This window comes from Sphingopyxis sp. A083, from assembly GCF_001468495.1.
Taxonomy (GTDB): domain Bacteria; phylum Pseudomonadota; class Alphaproteobacteria; order Sphingomonadales; family Sphingomonadaceae; genus Sphingopyxis; species Sphingopyxis terrae.
The window spans coordinates 171,815-189,288 of record NZ_LNSK01000004.1 but is presented as its reverse complement, the minus strand read 5'-3'; the positions used below and the strand labels follow the sequence as shown (position 1 = coordinate 189,288).

The window sequence follows — 17,474 nt, the reverse complement described above, 5'->3', positions numbered from 1 at the left end:
CGTCCGGCATTGATGTGTCGCCCGGCGAAGGCCGGGGTCCAGAGCTTCCCAGCACCAGCGGCGGCGTTCGATACTCTTGGCGCCCGGCTATCGCCGGGGAACCCAAAGCGGTTGGCAGCAACGCCCGCTTTCTACCCCGAAACTGCCGCGGCCTCCGCTTTTTACAGCATATATTTCATCTTGATCGACTGGCGCATGTCGCCGGTGACGGCAAAGCTCGCCGATTTGAACTTCGGGGGCCCCATGCGGATCGCCGGGTCGCGCGAAAAGCCGAAGCCTTCCTTTGGCAGGAACAGCGCCATGTCCATCTTGTTGTTGCCATTCTCGTCATGGACCACTGCGATGGCATAGGTTCCGGCGGCGACTCCGCGGATTTTGAAATCGCCGGCGTCGGCCGCCTTTACCGCCATTTGCACCGACGCCTTGTCCTTGCTGCAATCGGGAAAGGCCTTTGGGTTGGCGGTCAGGCAGACAAGAATCTGTCCCTTGACGTTGCGCAGGCCGGTAATGCTGACTTCAACCGTCGGGCCGGGCATCGGGGCGTGAGGCGGCGGCGCGGTCGCCGCGACCGGCAGCGGCAGCAGTCCCGCCAAAGCTGCCCAGCCCGATATCGGTGCCGCACGCCTTGTCCCAGAAGCGGAAGTAAAGACCATAATTCCCCCGATAGGCGGCGTGATGCTGCTCATGGTGCGTCGCCGTTATCAGCCAGCGCCCTACCGGTCCATGAACGAGTGCGCGCGGGAACATCTCCCACCCCATATGATTGCCGACCCCCATCAGCGTCATGATCGCGAGCACGAGGCCGAGCACCGCGACATGGATGGGAACGATGAAGACCAGCGCCGGAATGACGATCGCGCCGGTGATCGCTTCCCACGGGTGAAAGCTCATCGCCGCCCATGCGGTCGGCGGCCGGCTCTGGTGATGCACGGCATGCGCGATACGGAACAGTCGCGGCTGGTGCATCCAGCGATGCGTCCAATAGAACCATGTGTCGTGAAGTAGCAGATAGACGAAGAGACTGACCGGCAGATACCAGAGCGGAAAGGCGTGGACGTCGGTGTAGATGCGCGTCCAGCCGTGCGCCTGCCAGCCCCAGGCGACGACGCCCGCCGGAATTCCGTAAATCGCCGCACTCGCCAAGCTCCAGCCGATTTCGCGCCGCATCTGCGCTTCGAGCCCGCGATAGAGGCCGGGATGCCTGAGCCGCGTTGCGAGCGCAAATCCTCCGCTGCTCAGCAGGTAACGTCCACCGACGATGAAGGTCATCGCCAGCGCCGACAGCGCGATGGCGAGCGCGGCGCTCATGCGGGCGCGCTCGCGGTGCCGTCGCCGAGCGGGCGCTGCATATAGACGGTGTCGAGCCAGCGCCCATGCTTCCACCCCATGCCGGCGAGGCGCCCGGCATGGACGAAACCCGCCGCCGCATGGAGCGCGACCGACGCAGGCTCGGCGCCGCCGATCACCGCAACCATCGTGCGGAAGCCCGATGCTTCAGCGGCGTCGAGCAGCGCGGCGAGCAAGGCCCGGCCGACCCCGCGTCCTTGCTGCGTCGGGGCCACATAAATGCTGTCCTCGCACGCCCAGGCATAGGCGGCGCGCGGGCGGAACTGGCTGGCATAGGCATAGCCCGCGATCCCGCCGCCGGCCGCCTCGGCGACCAGAAAGGGCCAGCCCTTTCCGCGATGCTCCGAAATCAGCGCCGCGGTGGCGAGCGTGCTGCGCGGTTCGGTGTCGTAGCTGGCGGTTCCGTGCGCGACATGGTGCGCATAGATTGCGGCAATGGCCCTGGCATCGTCGGGGGTCGCGGAGCGGATGACGGGATCGGGCGCTGCCATGCGAAAGCGATAGCCGCTCGCCGCCAGCCTCGCTAGGGCTGCTGGATGAACGGCGCCGATTCCGACTCTTGCGACATCGCCATCGTCGGCGGCGGGCTCGCCGGCGGGCTGGCAACGCTCGCGCTGGCGCGGCGGCGCCCCGATCTCGACGTGCGGCTGATCGAGCCGGGGCCGGTCGGCGGCAATCATCTCTGGTCCTTTTTCGACGGCGACGTCGCGGCGCGCGACCGCTGGCTGATCGAGCCGCTGATCGCGCATCGCTGGAGCGGCTATGACGTTGCCTTTCCCGCCTATCGCCGCGCGATTGCCATGCCTTACAACAGCATCGACAGCGAAACGCTGGCGGAGGCGGTCGCCGCGCGGTTGCCGCCCGAACGGCTGATCGCGAAGGCGGCGACGCGGCTCGCGCCGCAATCGGTGCTGCTGGAGGGCGGCGACCGGCTCGCCGCGCGCCACGTCATCGACGCGCGCGGGGTCGGCGACCTCGCGGGGGTCGATTGCGGCTGGCAGAAATTCGTCGGGCAGGCGCTGCGCGTCGCGGGCGGACACGGCCTCACCCAGCCCGTGGTGATGGATGCGACGGTCGATCAGATCGGCGGCTATCGCTTCGTCTATTGCCTGCCCTTCGATGCCGAGACCGTCTTTGTCGAGGACACTTATTATGGAGACGATGCCGACCTCGACGTCGGCGCGGTCCGCGGCCGGATCGCCGATTATGCGGCGGCGCGCGGGTGGACGGTCAGTGCAGTCGCGCGCGAGGAAACCGGATGGCTGCCCGTCGTCATGGCGGGCGATTTCGACGCGATCTGGCCGCGGGACGACGCCGTGGCGCGTATCGGCGTGCGCGCGGGGCGCTTTCACGCGACGACCGGCTATTCGCTGCCCGACGCGGTGCGCGCCGCGGCGGCGCTGCCCGCGCTCGTCGATCGCGCCGATCTCGGCCCCCGGCTGCGCACCGATGCGGCGACGGCTTGGCGGCGCCAGCGCTTTTACCGCATGCTCGGCGCGATGCTGTTCCGCGCGGCGGAACCGGCCGAGCGCTATCGCATCTTCCAGCGCTTCTATCGCCTGTCGCCCGCGCTGATCGCGCGTTTCTACGCCGGCGCGTCGAGCGGTGCCGACCGGCTGCGGCTCTTGTCGGGGCGCCCGCCGGTGCCTATCGGACGGGCGATCAGGGCAATCGGGAGTTTCGACTGGCTATGACGCGAAGGGCCATCGTTATCGGCGCCGGATTCGGCGGGCTTGCGCTCGCGATCCGGCTCCAGTCGGCGGGGATCGCGACCACGGTCGTCGAAGCGCGCGACAAGCCCGGCGGGCGCGCCTATCATTGGCGGCGCGAGGGCTTCACTTTCGACGCCGGGCCGACCGTGATCACCGACCCGCCGTGCCTCAATGAACTTTGGGCGCTCAGCGGTCAGGACATGGCGGCCGACGTCGACCTTGTGCCCGTCACCCCCTTTTACCGGCTGAACTGGCCCGACGGCACCAACTTCGACTATTCGAACGACGAGGCGGCGCTGCGCGCCGAAATCGCGAAGCTCGATCCCGCCGACATCGCGGGGTACGAACGCTTCCTCGATTATTCGCGCGGCGTTTACGAAGAAGGCTATGTGAAACTCGGCTCGGTCGCTTTCCTCGATTTCGCCGCGATGCTGCGCGCGGCGCCCGCGCTCGCGAAATATCAGGCATGGCGCAGCGTCTATTCGATCGTCTCCTCTTATGTGAAGGACGAACGGCTGCGGCAGGCGTTGTCGTTCCACACGCTGCTCGTCGGCGGCAATCCGATGACGACCAGCAGCATCTATGCGCTGATCCACACGATCGAAAAGGACGGCGGCGTGTGGTTCGCGCGCGGCGGCACCAACGCGCTGGTCGCGGCGATGGTGCGATTGTTCGAGCGGCTGGGCGGGGTGCTCCGGCTGGGCGATCCGGTGGCGCGGATCGAGACGCAGGGCGATCGCGCGACCGGGGTGGTGACCGCCAGCGGCTGGCAGGGCGCGGCCGACATGGTCGCGTGCAATGGCGACCTGATGCACAGCTACAGGGATCTTCTCGACCATTCGCGCGGGGCGAAGGTCGCCAAAAGCCTGGCGCGCAAGCGCTGGTCGCCATCGCTCTTCGTCGTCCATTTCGGGGCGAAGGGCGACTATCCGGGCGTCGCGCACCACAGCATCCTCTTCGGCCCGCGCTACAAGGGGCTGCTCGATGACATCTATGGCGGGAGGGTGCCCGACGATTTCTCGCTCTACCTCCATCATCCCAGCATCACCGATCCCGGCATGGCGCCCCCCGGCCATTCGACTTTCTACGCGCTTGCCCCCGTCGCGCATCTCGGCAAGGCGAAGGCCGACTGGGACGGCGATTTCGGCGCGCGTTTCGCCGACGCGATCCTGGACGAGGTCGAGCGCCGCGTCGCGCCGGGCCTCCGCGCCAATCTCGTCACGCGTTTTCACTATACGCCCGCCGATTTTGGCCGCGATCTGTCGGCGCATCTTGGCAGCGCCTTCAGCCTCGAACCCGTGCTATGGCAGAGCGCGTGGTTTCGCGCCCATAATCGCGACGATATGATTTCGAACCTTTACTTCGTCGGCGCCGGGACGCATCCGGGCGCCGGTATTCCGGGTGTCGTCGGCAGCGCGAAGGCGACCGCCCAATTGATGTTGGAAGAATGATGAAACGCATTGCCGTCTATTGCGGGTCCGCAACCCCCGAAGATCCGATCTATATGGAAACCGCGCGCCACGTCGGCCGGACGCTGGCGAGCCGCGGTATCGGGGTCGTCTATGGCGGCGGCCGGCTCGGGCTGATGGGGGCGGTCGCCGACAGCGCGCTGGAAGCGGGCGGCGAGGTGATTGGGGTGATCCCCGATGCGCTCGTCGGGACCGAGGTCGCGCATCGCGGCTGCACCGAACTGCACGTCGTTTCGGGAATGCACGAACGCAAGAAGATGTTCACCGACCTGTCGGACGGCTTTCTGACCATCCCCGGCGGCGTCGGGACGATGGACGAATTGTGGGAAGCGATCAGCTGGGCGCAACTCGGCTATCATGCCAAACCCGTCGGGCTGCTCAACGCCGCGGGCTTTTATAACGATCTGATCGCCTTCAATCGCCGGATGATCGACGTCGGCTTCATCCGCCCCGCGCACGCCGGGATCATGATCGTCGATGCGGGAATCGACGAACTGCTCGACAAGATGGCCGCTTACCAGCCGCACGAGCCGATCTTCGCGATGAAGGCCGACGATCTGTAATGACCGCGGCGGGGGGCTATGATGCGGCGGCCCTGCACCGCTTTGCGCACGACAGCATCGCGCGCGGGTCGAAAAGCTTTGCGCTCGCCAGCCGGCTGTTCGACCGGCGGACACGCGAACGGGTGCTGCTGCTCTATGCGTGGTGCCGCGCCGCCGACGATTTGACCGACGGGCAGGATCATGGCGGCACTATGCGCGCTGGGCACGACGCGGTGGCGGCGGTGGCGCGCATTCGCGACCTGACCGATCGCGCTTTTGTCAGCGATCCGACCGGCGACCCTGCCTTCGACGCGCTCGGCCTGCTGCTGATCGAGGTCGCGATCCCGCGCGCGGTGATCGACGATATCGTCGCGGGCTTCGAACTCGACGCCGCCGACTGGCGCCCGCGCAGCGAGGCCGATCTGTTGCGCTATTGCTATCATGTCGCGGGCGCGGTGGGCGTCGCGATGGCGCTCGTCATGGGGGTCGATCCGGCGGACGAAACGACGCTCGACCGCGCGTCCGACCTCGGCATAGCGTTCCAGCTCGCCAATATCGCGCGCGACATTGCCGAAGATGCGGCCGCCGACCGCTGCTATCTGCCGGTCGACTGGCTGGTCGAACTGGATATTCCGCCGGGCCAGCATATGCATCCCGCCTTTCGCCCGCGCCTTGCGGTGATGGCGAAATGGCTCGCCGAAATGGCCGGGGAATATGAAGCGTCGGCGCGCTGGGGCGCGCGCAAGCTGCCGCCGCGCAGCCGCTGGGCGGTGCTTGCGGCGGCGGGCATCTATGGTGACATCGCGCGCGCGGTGCGGCGGCGCGGCGATCATGCGTGGGACCATCGCACCGCGACGACGCGCGCCGCGAAATTCGGCTGGGTGGCGCGCGCCGGCTGGTCGGTGCTGCGCCGCCCGCCGCTGCGGCGGATCGCCCGCGACGGGCTGTGGACCCGCCCCCGGATCGCCGGCGCCGCGGAGGCGGCGCAATGAGCCAGCTCGAATGGCTGGCCGCCGCGCTGGTCCTGATCAACGTCGCGCTCGTCGCGATGCGCAAGGTGTGGAACTATCCCTTCGCGCTCGCTGCCGTGACCCTTTACGCCTTCGTCTTCTACGAAGCGAAGCTGTACAGCGACATGCTGCTCCAGGGATTTTTCTTCATCCTCAATCTTTACGGCTGGCTCAGCTGGGTCCGCGCCCGCGACGACAGCGGCGTGCCCGTGGGGTGGATGCCCCGCCGCGATCGCTGGCGGTGGGGCGCCGCCGTTGCGGCGGCCTGGGTCGTGTGGAGCTCGGCGATGCACCGCTACACCGACGCCGCGGCGCCGTGGATCGACGGCGGCATCGCGATGCTCAGCATCGCGGCGCAATGGCTGCTCGCGCGGCGCCGCGTCGAAAGCTGGTGGCTGTGGATTCTGGTCGATCTGATCGCGGTGCCGCTGTTCGCGTGGCGCGGTCTTTATGCGACCAGCGCGGTCTATATCGTCCTGCTGGGACTGTCGATCGACGGGTTGATCCAGTGGCGCCGCGCCGCCGCCGCGCCCGCGGCGATGCCGGCATGACGCGCCATATCTGCCTCCACGGTGCCGAATCGACCGGCAAGTCGAAGCTGGCGCCGCGCCTTGCCGCGCGTCTCGGCGGCGTGGTCATCCCCGAATATGGCCGCGCCTATTGCGAGGCGAACGGCACCGATCTCGACGCCGGCGACCTGCTCGCCATCTTCCACGGCCATATCGCCGCGACGAAGCTTGCCCTCGCGCAAGCCCCGGCGTGGGTGATCTCGGACACCGATCCGCTGATGACGCAGGCGTGGGCGATCATGCTGCTCGGTCGGCGTTTGCCCGAAATCGACACCTGGAGTGATGTCGCCGACTTCTACCTCGTCCCCGCGCTCGACCTGCCGTGGCGCGAGGACGGCACGCGGCTGTTCGGCAGCGACCTTGCGCGGCGGCAGTTCATGGACGTTGCGATCGCCGAACTCGACCGCCGCCGTCTGCCTTGGGCCTGGGTCGAAGGCGATGGCGACGCCCGCCTCGAAAGTGCGCTCGCCGCGATCGCGGCGGCGGGGCTCGATCGATAGCACGCGCGTGAAAAAGCCCGCCTTCGGTGCGAAGGCGGGCTTTTGCAGAAACGCCTTTGGCGCTTACTTCTTTTCGGGCGGCGCCACGGTGATGCGCACCCGTTCGCCCGAATTGCCGGGGAAGTTGGTGAACATCGCTTCGACCAGATTGGGAACGATCTGCGTCAGGTCGTTGTCGCGCGACTGCGCCTGCGCATGGCCTTCGAACAGCCGATAGCCGTCGGCGGCGCGGCTGATCTGCAGGTTGAGGTCGCTGGTGTAGACGGTGAAGCTTTCGACGTCATTATAGCCCCAGCTCGGGCCGAAGCCGCCCCACATGAAGGGGTCGCGCCAGCCGTAGATATAGCGGCGCCCGCCGGGACCGCGGACGATCACGGGCGGCGAATAGAAGCCGCGACCGTAATAGCCGCCGTACCAGGGATTGCCGAAGCCGGGTGAGGAGACGACGCGTTCGCGTCCCTTGTCGATGCCATAATCCATGTGCACGACCATGTCGGCCTTTTCGCCGGGGGCGACGGGACGATAGCCATAGCGCGTCAGCTCGCCGGCGACGAGCGTCGCATATTGGCCGAACTCGATCCCGCCCTGCTGCGCCGGGTCATTCGCCTCGATCGCGAAGCTCTGTCCCTGCGGCGCGGGAAGCTGGGTCTGAAAACGCGCGACATCGGCGCGGAAAGGCGTGGCAGCACAGCCCGCCATCACCAGCGCCGCGCCGGTCATGGCGGCGAGTCCGAGACGCCGAAACATTGTCTTGCTCATCATCATGCTCCGTGATTCGGTGCGCGCACAGAACGCACCGTTTATAGCATGACTACGCCGGCGCGGCTGAACCTTGGTTTAACCCGCTTCGTCGCAGCTCCGTTCCACGCAAGCAATGACTTAGCGGCATAGCCCCAAGACCCTATATGTGGTGTCGAGCGTCGGCTTTGCAAGCGCGCGCGCCTTGTCGGCGCCCTTGTCGAGGATCGCGTCGAGCGCCGCCTGGTCGTCCTTGAGCGCGACGAAGCGCGCGTTGATCGGCGCCAGCCGCTCGATCAGCAGCTCGCCGAGCGCCGGCTTGAACGCGCCGAAGCCCTGCCCGCCGAACTGTTGCAGCACCGTATCGGTGCTCGAGTCGGCAAGCGTGGCGTAGATCCCGACCAGATTGCGCGCCTCGGGCCGCCCCTCCAATCCCGCGGCCTCGGACGGCAGCGGTTCGGGATCGGTCTTCGCCTTCTTCACCTTCTGCATCATCGTGTCGGCATTGTCGGTCAGGTTGATGCGGCTCATGTCCGACGGATCGGATTTCGACATCTTGGCCGACCCGTCGCGCAGGCTCATGATCCGTGCGGCGTCGGGCGGGATGATCGGTTCGGGCAGGGTGAAGACGGGTTCTTCCGCGCTTGCGTAATCATTGTTGAACTTCTGCGCGATGTCGCGCGCCAGCTCCAGATGCTGCTTCTGGTCCTCGCCGACGGGGACGTGCGTTGCCTGATAGAGCAGCACGTCGGCCGCCTGCAGCACCGGATAGGTGTAGAGCGCCGCCGAGGCGCCCTCGCGATTCTTGCCCGACTTGTCCTTGAACTGCGTCATCCGGTTCAGCCAGCCGATCCGCGCGGTGCCGTTGAGCAGCCATTGCAGCTCGGCATGCGCCGGGACGCGCGCCTGGTTGAACAGGGTCGAACGGTCGGGGTCGATACCGCAGGCGACGAGCGCCGCGGTCATTGCGCGGGTGTTCGCGGTCAGGTCGGCCGGGACATGCGGCATCGAGATTGCGTGCAGGTCGGCCAGAAAGAACAGGCAGTCGCCGCCATCGCTCGCCACCTGATCCTGCATCCGCACCCAGTTGCGGATCGCGCCCAGATAATTGCCGAGGTGCAAATTTCCGGTGGGCTGGATGCCCGAAACGATCCGCATGTCTTACTCCTGTGTCGGCGCGGTCTTGCCGCGGCGCCGCGTCAGCATGGCGACCAGATCCTTGTCAAGCGCACCGACAAGGAAAGCCACGGCGAAAAAGGTCACGCCGCCCGCCAGCACGAGCACGGCGAGGGCGCCGACCCGTTCGGCGACATTGCCGCCGTAATAGGGGGCGACGACGGGCATCAACCAGACGAGCAGCGCCGACATCGCTGCGACCGCGACGATCTGCCGCGCGATCCGGATCGCCAGCCGGGCGGTAAAATGAAACCAGCCGCGGCGGTGGAGCACGGCATAGAGCAGCAGGCAGTTGAAGCTTGCCGACGCTGCGGTCGCCCCGGCGAGCCCGACGATGCCATAGCGTTCGACGACATAGAGGTTGATCGCGATATTGAGGGTGAGCGCGGCAAGCGCGGTCCACACCGGCGTCCGCGTGTCTTCGCGCGCGAAGAAGCCGGGGTTCAATATCTTGACGATCACGTAGGCCGGCAGCCCCGCGACCAGCGCCACGACGATATGGGCCATGATTGCGCCGTCGGCCGCGGTGAATTTGCCGCCGACGAAAAAGGCGGTGACGAAAGCGGGCGCGCAAATGGCAAGCGCGGCGGCGGCTGGCAGCGTAAGCAGCGTCGCCATTTCAAAGGCATTGCTCTGCAGCCGCTGCGCCTCGGCGGCGTCGCCGCTGTGGATATGGCGCGACAGCATCGGCAGGATCGCGGTGCCCAGCGCAATGCCGACGATGCCGAGCGGCAACTGGTTGAGCCGGTCGGCGAGCTTGAGCAATGTCAGCGACCCCTGCGGCAGCGAGGTGGCGAAGAAGGTGTCGACGAACTGGCTGATTTGATAGATGCCCGCGCCGAAGGTTGCCGGCAGGATCAGCATCCCCAGGCGCCGTACCTCGGGCGTCAGTCGCGGCAGGCGCAGGTGCAGGCGCAGCCCGGCACGGCGCACCGCCCACCACAGATAGGCAAGCTGCGCGATACCTGCGAGGCTGACCGATACCGCGAGTGCGATCGCGACGATCCGGTCGTCGTGACTGTCGCCGCGCAGCCACCAGCCGGTAACGATGCCGCCGATCAGCACGATGTTGAGGAGCACCGGCGCAAAGGCGCCCGGCGCAAAGCGCGACCGCGCGTTGAGCAGGCCCGACAGCATCGCGACGAGGCTGATCAGCGCCAGATAGGGAAAGGTGACGCGGCTCAGGAAGACCGCCAGCTCGAACTTGCCCGGAACGCTGCCGAAATCGCGCGCGAGGACCCACACGATCCCCGGCATTACGGCCATCATAACGCCCGAAAAGGCGAGCAGCGTCCACAGGAAGACCGACAGGACATCGTCGGCGAAGCGCGCCGCCGCTGCTTCGCCGTCGCCTTCACTGCCGTGCAGCGCGCGGCTGTACATCGGCACGAAGGCGACCGAGAAGGCGCCTTCGGCAAACAACCGCCGAAAGGTGTTGGGCAGGGTGAAGGCAAGCTGAAAGGCGTCGGCTGCCAGCCCGGCTCCGAGCACGCGCGCGAGCAGCATGTCGCGCGCGAAGCCGAAGATCCGGCTGAGCAGCGTCAGCCCGCCGATCGTCCCGACGCTCTTGACCAGGCTGCTCATCGGATCAGCCGGCCGCCGCGGTCGGGATCAGGCCTGGCCGACCGGCGCGGCGTCGCCCGCCTGTTCGGCCTGCGCCTGCACCTGCTGCATGAACAGGCCGTGGAAATCGATCGGGTCGAGCAGCAGCGGCTGGAAACCGCCGTCGCGCACGACGTCGGCAACGACGCGGCGTGCGAAGGGGAACAGGATGCGCGGCGCTTCGGCGAGGAAGAAGGGCTGCAGCTGGTCGTCGGGGACGTTGCGCACGCCGAACAGGCCCGCATATTTGAGCTCGATGACAAAGGCCGTGCCTTCGTCATGCTTGGCGGTGACGTCGATCTTCAGCGTGACTTCGAACAGATTGTCGCCGACGCCGTCGGCGGCGATGTTGAACTGGACATCCATCTGCGGCGCCGACTGCCACTGGAAAACCGCCGGAGCATTGGGGTTTTCGAACGACAGATCCTTCACATATTGCGAGATCAGGCCGATCGCGGGGCTGGTGTCTTCGCCATTCGCCTGCGGTGCGGGATTGATGTCGATGCTGGTCTCGTCGGCCATGTCAGATGCGCTTTCGTTGAAACGATGGATGAAATGTGGGTCACCGTCCGCAGGCCGTGCAAGGCCCGCGTCAAATGGTTGCGGCGGCGCTTAGCAGTGGCGGCGCGCCAGCACAATGGCTGCAAGGATCGCCGCGCGGCGAAGCGCGGCAGCGGGCAAAGGGACGAATCGTTGACCCGCCGCGATGGTGCGGTCATGGAGATTTGAAACATGTGCCGGCATCGCCTATGTAAAGGCGAAGTCTTTACCCTTTGTCCGTATCGGATTTGCTTGTGACCGCTTTCTCGATCATCCTGCTCGCCATGATTGCCGCCTTCCTCGGCATGCGGCTCTATTCGGTGCTCGGCAAACGGACGGGGCATGAACAGGAACCCGTCCTGCCACGCCGCGACGACCGCGCCGCGCCGGCGCCGGTGCGGCTCGACGAATCCGACGCCGTGGGCTCGTCGCGCGATCAGGCGCCGGTGAACAGCGGACTGGTCTATGAACCCTCTGCCGAAGCCGGTCTGCGCCAGTTGCTTGCGAGCGACCGTCACTTCGACGCGGGCCGCTTCATGGACGGCGCGCAGGCGGCCTATCGCATGATTCTGGAGGCCTTCTGGAAAGGCGACCGCGACACGCTGCGCGACCTGTGCGACGATGACAGCTACGAAGGCTTCATCGCGGCGATCGAGGATCGCGAAGCGCGCGGCGAAAAGCTGGAAAACCGCCTGATCGGCATCGATTCGGCGAAGATTACCGCGGTCGAACTCGGCCGCAACGAAGCGCGCATCACCGTGCGCTATCAGGCGGATATCAGCGCGGTGACGCGCGATGCCGACGGCAAGCTGATCGCCGGATCGATGAGCGATGCGGCGCAGACCGACGATCTGTGGACCTTCCGCCGCAAGGTCGGCAGCAGCGATCCCAACTGGCTGCTCGACGAAGCTGACGTCGCCTGAGCGGCAGCAGGATGTTCCGGGGGGACGCCGTGCCGGATCGCAGGCCGCGCCTTCGCTGCGTCGGCCTCGTGCTTCTCTTGACCGTTCCGCTGCTGTCGGGCTGTGCCTCGGTGATCCCGGCGGCCGCCGGACCACGCCCCGCCCCCGCGACCAACCCGGCACCGGCACCGACTCCGGCCCCCACGACCGGCGCCCCGCGCCCCTATCAGCCGCGCCCATCGGTGCCGCCGGGCGCCGCGGCCAAGCCGATTCCCGCAACCCCCAATCCGCCGCTCGCCGCGCCGCCGGTTCCCGCGACCGCGACCAGCGCGGTCGAAAGCGGTGTCGTCGCCGGTCCCGAATATAATGCGCTGGGCATCGCGCCCGAACAGGCGACCGTCGCGCTGATCGCCTTCCGGCTGAGCTGCCCCTCGGTGCAGCGCCGTACCGATGCGAGCGGGCTCACGCAGCCCGGCGAATGGGGCGAGGCGTGCAGCGCCGCGAGCGGCTGGGCCGACCGCGATGCCGGCAATTTCTTCAGCCGCTATTTCGGCACGGTGCAGGTCGGTGCAGGCACCGCCTTCGTCACCGGCTATTACGAACCCGAAATCGCCGCCTCGCGGACGCGGCGGCCGGGCTATGACGTGCCGATCTACCGGCGCCCTGCCGATCTGGTCGATGTCGATCTCGGCCTGTTTTCCAAGGATTTGCAGGGCAAGAAGATCCGCGGCCGCGTCGACGGCAGCAATTTCGTCCCCTATTATGATCGCCTTGCGATCGAACGCGGCGCGCTCGCCGGGCGCGGCCTCGAAATCGCCTGGGCGGCCGATGCGGCCGAATTCTTTTTCCTGCAGGTGCAGGGGTCGGGGCGGCTGCGCCTGCCTGACGGCGGCGTCATGCGGATCGGTTACGACAGCCAGAACGGCCGCGATTATGTCGGCATCGGCAAGCTGCTGCTCGACCGCGGCGCGCTCCAGCCGGGGCAGGCCTCGATGCAGGGCATCCTCGATTATCTGCGCGCCGACCCGGTTCGCGGCGCCGCGGTGATGAATGAAAATCCGAGCTGGGTCTTCTTCCGCGAACTCACCGGACCCGGGCCGCTCGGCGCGCTCGGCGTGCCGGTCACGGGCCGCGCGAGCGTCGCCGCCGATCCCAAATATGTGCCGCTCGGCGCCCCCGTCTTCCTCTCGCTCGACCGCGCCGAACCCAATGGGCTGTGGGTAGCGCAGGACACCGGCGGCGCGATCAAGGGCGCGAACCGGTTCGACAGCTTCTGGGGCGCCGGCGAAAAGGCGCGTGCGATCGCGGGCGGCATGGCGGCGCGCGGTTCGGCGCTGATCCTGCTGCCGCGCGCTGCGGTCGCGCGGCTCACCGCCGCCGCGCGCTGACCGGCGATGGCGCGGCGCCTCGCTCCCGAAGAAAACGCGCTGTGGAAACGGGTCGCGGCCACGGTGAAGCCGCTCCACCGCGCACCGTCGCCGCTCGAACCGGCGGCGCCGCCGACGGTACAGCCACCCAAGCCGGAGCCGCGCGGCCTCGCCGGTGCCGCCGCGGCGCGGGCCCGGCCCGCCGCGCTCCCCCCGCCGCGCCGTACCCATGGGCAGGCGACGCTCGACAGCCATTGGGACCGGCGGCTGCGCAAGGGGCACGTCCGCCCCGACCTCAGCATCGATCTCCACGGCCACAGCCTTGCCTCGGCGCAGGCGCTGCTCGACGATGCGATCGGGCGGGCGCTGCTGCGCGGCGCGCGCGTGCTGCTCGTCGTCGCGGGGCGCCTGCGGCCGGGCGCCGACCGCTTGCCGCAACCGCACGAGCCGCGCCCGCGCGGCGCAATCCGCGCATCGCTTGCCGACTGGCTTGCGGTGTCGCCCCATGCCGACCGCATCGTCGCGCTGCGTCCCGCGCACATCAGCCATGGCGGCGCGGGCGCGGTCTATGTCATCCTGCGGCGCAGCCGCGAGGATTAGGCGTCAGCGAAAGGCGCGGTCCAATATGCCGCGATAGATGGCCGTCAGCGTGTGCAGGTCTTCGACCGCGACCGCCTCGTCGAGCTTGTGCATCGTCGCATTGGTCAGCCCGAATTCGACCACCGGGCACAGTGCGTGGAGGAAGCGCGCGTCAGAGGTGCCGCCGGTCGTCGACATGTCGGCTTCGATGCCCGTCTCGGCCCGGATCGCTTCGGCGACGAGCGACGACAGCGCGCCCGGCGGGGTCAGAAAGGCCTCGCCCGAAATCTTGCCGATCACCTTGGCCGCGGGCTCGACATCCTGCGCGATGCGCTCGACCATCGCGACCAGATCGGCGCCCTTCTGCTGATCGTTGAAGCGGATCGACAGCCGCGCGCGCGCCGATGCCGGAATCACGTTGGTCGCGCCATTGCCGACCTCGAGGTCGGTGAACTCGATGTTCGACGGCTGGAACCAGGCGGTCCCCTCGTCGAGCGTCACCGTATCGATCGCCGCCAGGATGCGCACCAGCTTGGGGATCGGATTGTCGGCCAGGTGCGGATAGGCGACATGGCCCTGCGTCCCCGGGACGTCGATCCAGATATTGACCGATCCGCGCCGGCCAATCTTCACCATGTCGCCGAGCCGGTTCACCGACGTCGGTTCGCCGACGACGATCATGTCGGGCCTCACCCCGCGCGCATCCATATGCTCCATCAGCGCGCGGGTGCCGAAGATCGCCGGACCTTCCTCGTCGCCGGTGATGATCAGGCTGATCGTCCCCGCGTCGGCGGGGGTTGCCGCCGCCGCGGCGACGAAGGCGGCGATCGAACCCTTCATGTCGACCGCGCCGCGGCCGTAGAGCAGATCGCCGCGAATTTCGGGTGCGAAAGCATCGCCGGTCCAGCCGACGCCCGGGGGTACGACGTCGAGATGCCCGGCAAAGCCGAAATGCACCGGGCCGCTGCCCGCCCGTACCGCGAGCAGATTTTCGACCGGCCCGTCGGGTTCGATCCCGTCGATGAAGCGCTCGACCGTGAAACCGAGCGGGGCGAGCGCCGCCTCCAGCACGTCGAAAACGGCGCCGGTCGCGGGCGTGACGCTCGGCGCGGCGATCAGCGCCCGGGCAAGGTCGACGGGGTCGATGGTCATGGTCATGACGCTCCCTTACCCGTTCGCGCCGCACCAAGTCGAGGCTTTGCATCACGCCCCCTTTGTGCAAAACAAAGCGGGAACATGCCCGGAGTCCTTCATGCCCAAGCTCGATCTCGACACCATCCCCCAGACGAACGCCACCGGCTATCCCGCCCCCTATGACGCGCCGGTGCAGGGGCGCTGGTACCGCCGCCTCGCGCCCGCCACCGGCCTTGCCGATTTCGCCGCGAGCCATGTCGTGCTGAAACCCGGCGCCTGGTCGTCGCAGCGCCACTGGCACGACGGGGAGGACGAGATGCTGGTGATGATTTCGGGCGAAGCCACGCTCGTCGAGGATGCGGGGCGCTGGCCGATGCGCGCGGGCGACATTGCGGTATGGCCGAAGGGCAGCACCAACGGTCATCATCTGATCAATGAATCGGGCGCCGACTGCGTCTTCGTCGCCTTGGGCGGCGGCAAGCTGCACGATACCGGCGGCGGCTATTCGGACATCGACATGCTGTTCACGCCCGACGGCTATTTCCACAAGGACGGCACGCCCTATCCGACGAAACGCCTGCCGTGACCGACGCCGACTGGATCGGCTTTGGCTTGGCGGTGCTGCTGATCGAACTGACGCCGGGCCCGAACATGGCGTGGCTCGCCGCGCTCGCGATGGGCGAGGGGCGCCGCGCCGGGCTCGCCGCGACCGCCGGGGTGGCGATCGGCCTGTTCGTCAACGCGCTCGCCGCTGCGCTGGGGATCGCCTTCATCGTGTCGGCCAGTCCGCTGCTGTGGCAGGTCTTGCGCTGGGGCGGCGCTGCCTTTCTGCTTTGGCTTGCCTGGGAAAGCTGGCGCGACGCGGGCGAAAATTCACCGGCGCTGATCGCCGCGCCGGGCCGGTCGCGGCATCATTTCCTCTCCGGGCTGGTGGTCAATCTGCTCAATCCCAAGGCGATGCTCTTTTACGTCGTCGTCATCCCGCGCTTCAATGGCGGGCAGGTGCCGGGCTTCGGCCTCGCCTTCGCGCTCGCGCTCGTCAGCATCGCGATCGCGACCGCGGTGCATCTGACCATTGTCATGGCGGGGAGCCGGGTCGGCGGTTGGATTTCCGACCCGGCGCGCACCCGCACCGTGCGCCGTATCCTCGCGCTCGCGATCGTCGGGGTGGCGATATGGTTTGCGCTTACCGCAGGCCGCTGACCGCCCGAATTGCGCCGAAAGTGCGCCCTCGCCAACGGTTCGCCGCACAATCTGCTCATATGGACGGCGCGATCGATCAACGGCCTTGCCGGACGATTTCAGGTGCAGAAAAGGGCGGCGGGAACTCGCGGGGGCGGCTCGGAATGAAGGAGTAGCGTAATGCGTGCAGTTTCCATGAAATCGAAGCGATTGTTGTTGCTGGCGATGCTTGCCGGCTCGGTCAGCACCGCGGTGGCGGTGCAGGCTCAGGATGCGCCCGAAAGCGACGGATCCTTGCTCGTAACCGGTGCCGCGCCGCCCGATCTGGCGCAGATGACCGAAGGCCCGAAGGTCGAAGGCATCATCTCGGCGCGCAGCGGCGACCGGATGCAGGTGACGACCGCCGACGGCAGCAACACCGTGATCACCATCGCCGATGCCACGACGATCAAGTCGAGCGGCGGCTTTCTGGGCCTGAACCGCGACAAGCTTGGTGCCGAAGCGCTGCTCAACGGCCTTCCCGTGTCGGTCGAGACGCGCCAGTGGGACGGCGGGCTGGTCGCCAGCCAGATCGATCTCAAGAGCAAGGATCTGCGCACCGCCTCGATGATTCGCAACGGGACCGATCAGCGGTTCGCCGAACAGACCGCGGCCACCGAAGCGCTGCGTGGCCGGATGGGCGACATCGACCAGTATAATGTCAAAGCCACGACGACGGTGAATTTCGACACCGGCCAGTCGGTCCTGTCGCCGCAGGCGAAATCCGACCTGTGCGCCGTCGCGCAGCAGGCGGAAAGCATGGACAATGCCCTGCTGCTCGTCGTCGGCTACACCGATTCGACCGGCAGCGAGGAACTCAATCAGCAGCTCAGCGAAAAGCGTGCCGGGCGCGTGGTGAATTATCTGCAGCAGGCGTGCGGCTGGAAGCCCTATCGCATGCTCACGCCGACCGGAATGGCCGAAGCCGATCCGGCCGCCAGCAACGACACGGTCGAAGGCAAGGCGCAGAATCGCCGCGTGGCCGTGAATATCCTCGTCAGCAAGGGACTCGACGGCCTCTAAGCCACGCGCGTACGGGGCGGGTTCACGCCCGCCCCGCCTCATC

20 protein-coding genes are annotated in these 17,474 nt (G+C 67.6%); 12 read left to right on the top strand and 8 right to left on the bottom strand.

The features are described 5' to 3' along the window. Window positions 1-161 precede the first annotated feature (161 nt). Genes ATE59_RS10015 through ATE59_RS10005 form a run of 3 tightly spaced genes read right to left on the bottom strand, consistent with a single transcriptional unit; the run spans window position 162 to window position 1,838 of the window. Window positions 162-536, bottom strand: coding sequence for a DUF2141 domain-containing protein (locus ATE59_RS10015; RefSeq protein WP_058812385.1), 375 nt, complete (start codon window positions 534-536; stop codon window positions 162-164). After that, the gene (locus ATE59_RS10010; protein ID WP_058812297.1) at window positions 517-1,308 is read right to left on the bottom strand and encodes a sterol desaturase family protein; all 792 of its coding nucleotides are present in this window, start codon (window positions 1,306-1,308) and stop codon (window positions 517-519) included. The genes ATE59_RS10015 and ATE59_RS10010 overlap by 20 nt, the downstream gene beginning before the upstream one ends. Beyond that, a complete protein-coding gene (locus ATE59_RS10005) occupies window positions 1,305-1,838 on the bottom strand; it encodes a GNAT family N-acetyltransferase (RefSeq protein ID WP_058812296.1) in 534 nt (177 codons plus the stop codon). The genes ATE59_RS10010 and ATE59_RS10005 overlap by 4 nt, the downstream gene beginning before the upstream one ends. A 45-nt stretch (window positions 1,839-1,883) precedes the next feature. Here ATE59_RS10005 and crtY point away from each other — a divergent pair, with 45 nt between their 5' ends. From crtY to ATE59_RS09975, 6 genes are read left to right on the top strand one after another with little or no spacing between them, the layout of a single operon-like run. Beyond that, a complete protein-coding gene (crtY, locus tag ATE59_RS10000; RefSeq protein WP_058812295.1) occupies window positions 1,884-3,041 on the top strand; it encodes a lycopene beta-cyclase CrtY in 1,158 nt (385 codons plus the stop codon). After that, window positions 3,038-4,510, top strand: coding sequence for a phytoene desaturase (locus ATE59_RS09995; protein ID WP_058812294.1), 1,473 nt, complete (start codon window positions 3,038-3,040; stop codon window positions 4,508-4,510). Before crtY ends, ATE59_RS09995 begins: the two co-directional genes overlap by 4 nt. After that, the gene (locus ATE59_RS09990) at window positions 4,510-5,091 is read left to right on the top strand and encodes a TIGR00730 family Rossman fold protein (protein ID WP_003041684.1); all 582 of its coding nucleotides are present in this window, start codon (window positions 4,510-4,512) and stop codon (window positions 5,089-5,091) included. The genes ATE59_RS09995 and ATE59_RS09990 overlap by 1 nt, the downstream gene beginning before the upstream one ends. After that, the gene (locus ATE59_RS09985; protein WP_058812293.1) at window positions 5,091-6,062 is read left to right on the top strand and encodes a phytoene/squalene synthase family protein; all 972 of its coding nucleotides are present in this window, start codon (window positions 5,091-5,093) and stop codon (window positions 6,060-6,062) included. The genes ATE59_RS09990 and ATE59_RS09985 overlap by 1 nt, the downstream gene beginning before the upstream one ends. Further along, on the top strand, window positions 6,059-6,631 hold the full coding sequence (pnuC, locus tag ATE59_RS09980) for a nicotinamide riboside transporter PnuC (RefSeq protein WP_058812292.1): 573 nt from the start codon (window positions 6,059-6,061) through the stop codon (window positions 6,629-6,631). Before ATE59_RS09985 ends, pnuC begins: the two co-directional genes overlap by 4 nt. Next, window positions 6,628-7,149, top strand: a complete 522-nt coding sequence (locus ATE59_RS09975; protein ID WP_058812384.1) for an AAA family ATPase — start codon at window positions 6,628-6,630, stop codon at window positions 7,147-7,149. Before pnuC ends, ATE59_RS09975 begins: the two co-directional genes overlap by 4 nt. Window positions 7,150-7,212: 63 nt before the next feature. On the opposite strand, the gene ATE59_RS09970 is transcribed toward ATE59_RS09975, so the two are convergent. The 4 genes from ATE59_RS09970 to secB form a co-directional block, all read right to left on the bottom strand. Further along, the gene (locus ATE59_RS09970) at window positions 7,213-7,896 is read right to left on the bottom strand and encodes a DUF4136 domain-containing protein (protein ID WP_231737246.1); all 684 of its coding nucleotides are present in this window, start codon (window positions 7,894-7,896) and stop codon (window positions 7,213-7,215) included. A gap of 132 nt (window positions 7,897-8,028) precedes the next feature. Continuing rightward, entirely contained in the window at window positions 8,029-9,045 is a 1,017-nt protein-coding gene (gene trpS / locus ATE59_RS09965) for a tryptophan--tRNA ligase (protein WP_058812291.1), read from the bottom strand. A gap of 3 nt (window positions 9,046-9,048) precedes the next feature. Further along, entirely contained in the window at window positions 9,049-10,647 is a 1,599-nt protein-coding gene (murJ, locus tag ATE59_RS09960; protein WP_058812290.1) for a murein biosynthesis integral membrane protein MurJ, read from the bottom strand. Between the two features lie 27 nt (window positions 10,648-10,674). Next, window positions 10,675-11,187: a protein-export chaperone SecB gene (secB, locus tag ATE59_RS09955; RefSeq protein ID WP_003041665.1), complete on the bottom strand. Its 513-nt coding sequence runs from the start codon at window positions 11,185-11,187 to the stop codon at window positions 10,675-10,677. A gap of 272 nt (window positions 11,188-11,459) precedes the next feature. On the opposite strand from secB, the gene ATE59_RS09945 reads away from it, so the two are divergent. The 3 genes from ATE59_RS09945 (at window position 11,460) to ATE59_RS09935 (ending at window position 14,074) form a co-directional block, all read left to right on the top strand. Next, a complete protein-coding gene (locus ATE59_RS09945) occupies window positions 11,460-12,128 on the top strand; it encodes a Tim44/TimA family putative adaptor protein (protein ID WP_231737244.1) in 669 nt (222 codons plus the stop codon). Window positions 12,129-12,205: 77 nt separating this feature from the next. Further along, window positions 12,206-13,495, top strand: a complete 1,290-nt coding sequence (gene mltA / locus ATE59_RS09940; RefSeq protein WP_231737241.1) for a murein transglycosylase A — start codon at window positions 12,206-12,208, stop codon at window positions 13,493-13,495. A gap of 6 nt (window positions 13,496-13,501) precedes the next feature. Next, the gene (locus tag ATE59_RS09935; RefSeq protein ID WP_058812287.1) at window positions 13,502-14,074 is read left to right on the top strand and encodes a Smr/MutS family protein; all 573 of its coding nucleotides are present in this window, start codon (window positions 13,502-13,504) and stop codon (window positions 14,072-14,074) included. A 3-nt stretch (window positions 14,075-14,077) separates the two neighbouring features. Here ATE59_RS09935 and dapE read toward each other — a convergent pair whose 3' ends face one another. Then, complete coding sequence (gene dapE, locus ATE59_RS09930) at window positions 14,078-15,211, bottom strand: succinyl-diaminopimelate desuccinylase (RefSeq protein WP_058812286.1); 1,134 nt, start codon at window positions 15,209-15,211, stop codon at window positions 14,078-14,080. A gap of 94 nt (window positions 15,212-15,305) precedes the next feature. Here dapE and ATE59_RS09925 point away from each other — a divergent pair, with 94 nt between their 5' ends. The 3 genes from ATE59_RS09925 to ATE59_RS09915 all read left to right on the top strand — a co-directional run bounded on the left by ATE59_RS09925 (window position 15,306) and on the right by ATE59_RS09915 (window position 17,431). Continuing rightward, entirely contained in the window at window positions 15,306-15,773 is a 468-nt protein-coding gene (locus ATE59_RS09925; protein WP_003041650.1) for a cupin domain-containing protein, read from the top strand. Then, window positions 15,770-16,390, top strand: coding sequence for a LysE family translocator (locus ATE59_RS09920; RefSeq protein ID WP_058812285.1), 621 nt, complete (start codon window positions 15,770-15,772; stop codon window positions 16,388-16,390). The genes ATE59_RS09925 and ATE59_RS09920 overlap by 4 nt, the downstream gene beginning before the upstream one ends. A gap of 159 nt (window positions 16,391-16,549) precedes the next feature. After that, a complete protein-coding gene (locus tag ATE59_RS09915) occupies window positions 16,550-17,431 on the top strand; it encodes an OmpA family protein (RefSeq protein WP_058812284.1) in 882 nt (293 codons plus the stop codon). Window positions 17,432-17,474 lie beyond the last annotated feature (43 nt).

Coding starts and splice junctions, on each gene's coding strand:
- ATE59_RS09915 (WP_058812284.1), top strand. CDS start 16,550: ATGCGTGCAGTTTCCATGAAATCGAAGCGATTGTTGTTGCTGGCGATG.
- ATE59_RS10005 (WP_058812296.1), bottom strand. CDS start 1,838: ATGGCAGCGCCCGATCCCGTCATCCGCTCCGCGACCCCCGACGATGCC.
- ATE59_RS09985 (WP_058812293.1), top strand. CDS start 5,091: ATGACCGCGGCGGGGGGCTATGATGCGGCGGCCCTGCACCGCTTTGCG.
- dapE (WP_058812286.1), bottom strand. CDS start 15,211: ATGACCATGACCATCGACCCCGTCGACCTTGCCCGGGCGCTGATCGCC.
- ATE59_RS10015 (WP_058812385.1), bottom strand. CDS start 536: ATGCCCGGCCCGACGGTTGAAGTCAGCATTACCGGCCTGCGCAACGTC.
- ATE59_RS10010 (WP_058812297.1), bottom strand. CDS start 1,308: ATGAGCGCCGCGCTCGCCATCGCGCTGTCGGCGCTGGCGATGACCTTC.
- ATE59_RS09990 (WP_003041684.1), top strand. CDS start 4,510: ATGAAACGCATTGCCGTCTATTGCGGGTCCGCAACCCCCGAAGATCCG.
- ATE59_RS09970 (WP_231737246.1), bottom strand. CDS start 7,896: ATGTTTCGGCGTCTCGGACTCGCCGCCATGACCGGCGCGGCGCTGGTG.
- ATE59_RS09975 (WP_058812384.1), top strand. CDS start 6,628: ATGACGCGCCATATCTGCCTCCACGGTGCCGAATCGACCGGCAAGTCG.
- crtY (WP_058812295.1), top strand. CDS start 1,884: ATGAACGGCGCCGATTCCGACTCTTGCGACATCGCCATCGTCGGCGGC.
- ATE59_RS09995 (WP_058812294.1), top strand. CDS start 3,038: ATGACGCGAAGGGCCATCGTTATCGGCGCCGGATTCGGCGGGCTTGCG.
- ATE59_RS09925 (WP_003041650.1), top strand. CDS start 15,306: ATGCCCAAGCTCGATCTCGACACCATCCCCCAGACGAACGCCACCGGC.
- murJ (WP_058812290.1), bottom strand. CDS start 10,647: ATGAGCAGCCTGGTCAAGAGCGTCGGGACGATCGGCGGGCTGACGCTG.
- pnuC (WP_058812292.1), top strand. CDS start 6,059: ATGAGCCAGCTCGAATGGCTGGCCGCCGCGCTGGTCCTGATCAACGTC.
- trpS (WP_058812291.1), bottom strand. CDS start 9,045: ATGCGGATCGTTTCGGGCATCCAGCCCACCGGAAATTTGCACCTCGGC.
- secB (WP_003041665.1), bottom strand. CDS start 11,187: ATGGCCGACGAGACCAGCATCGACATCAATCCCGCACCGCAGGCGAAT.
- ATE59_RS09935 (WP_058812287.1), top strand. CDS start 13,502: ATGGCGCGGCGCCTCGCTCCCGAAGAAAACGCGCTGTGGAAACGGGTC.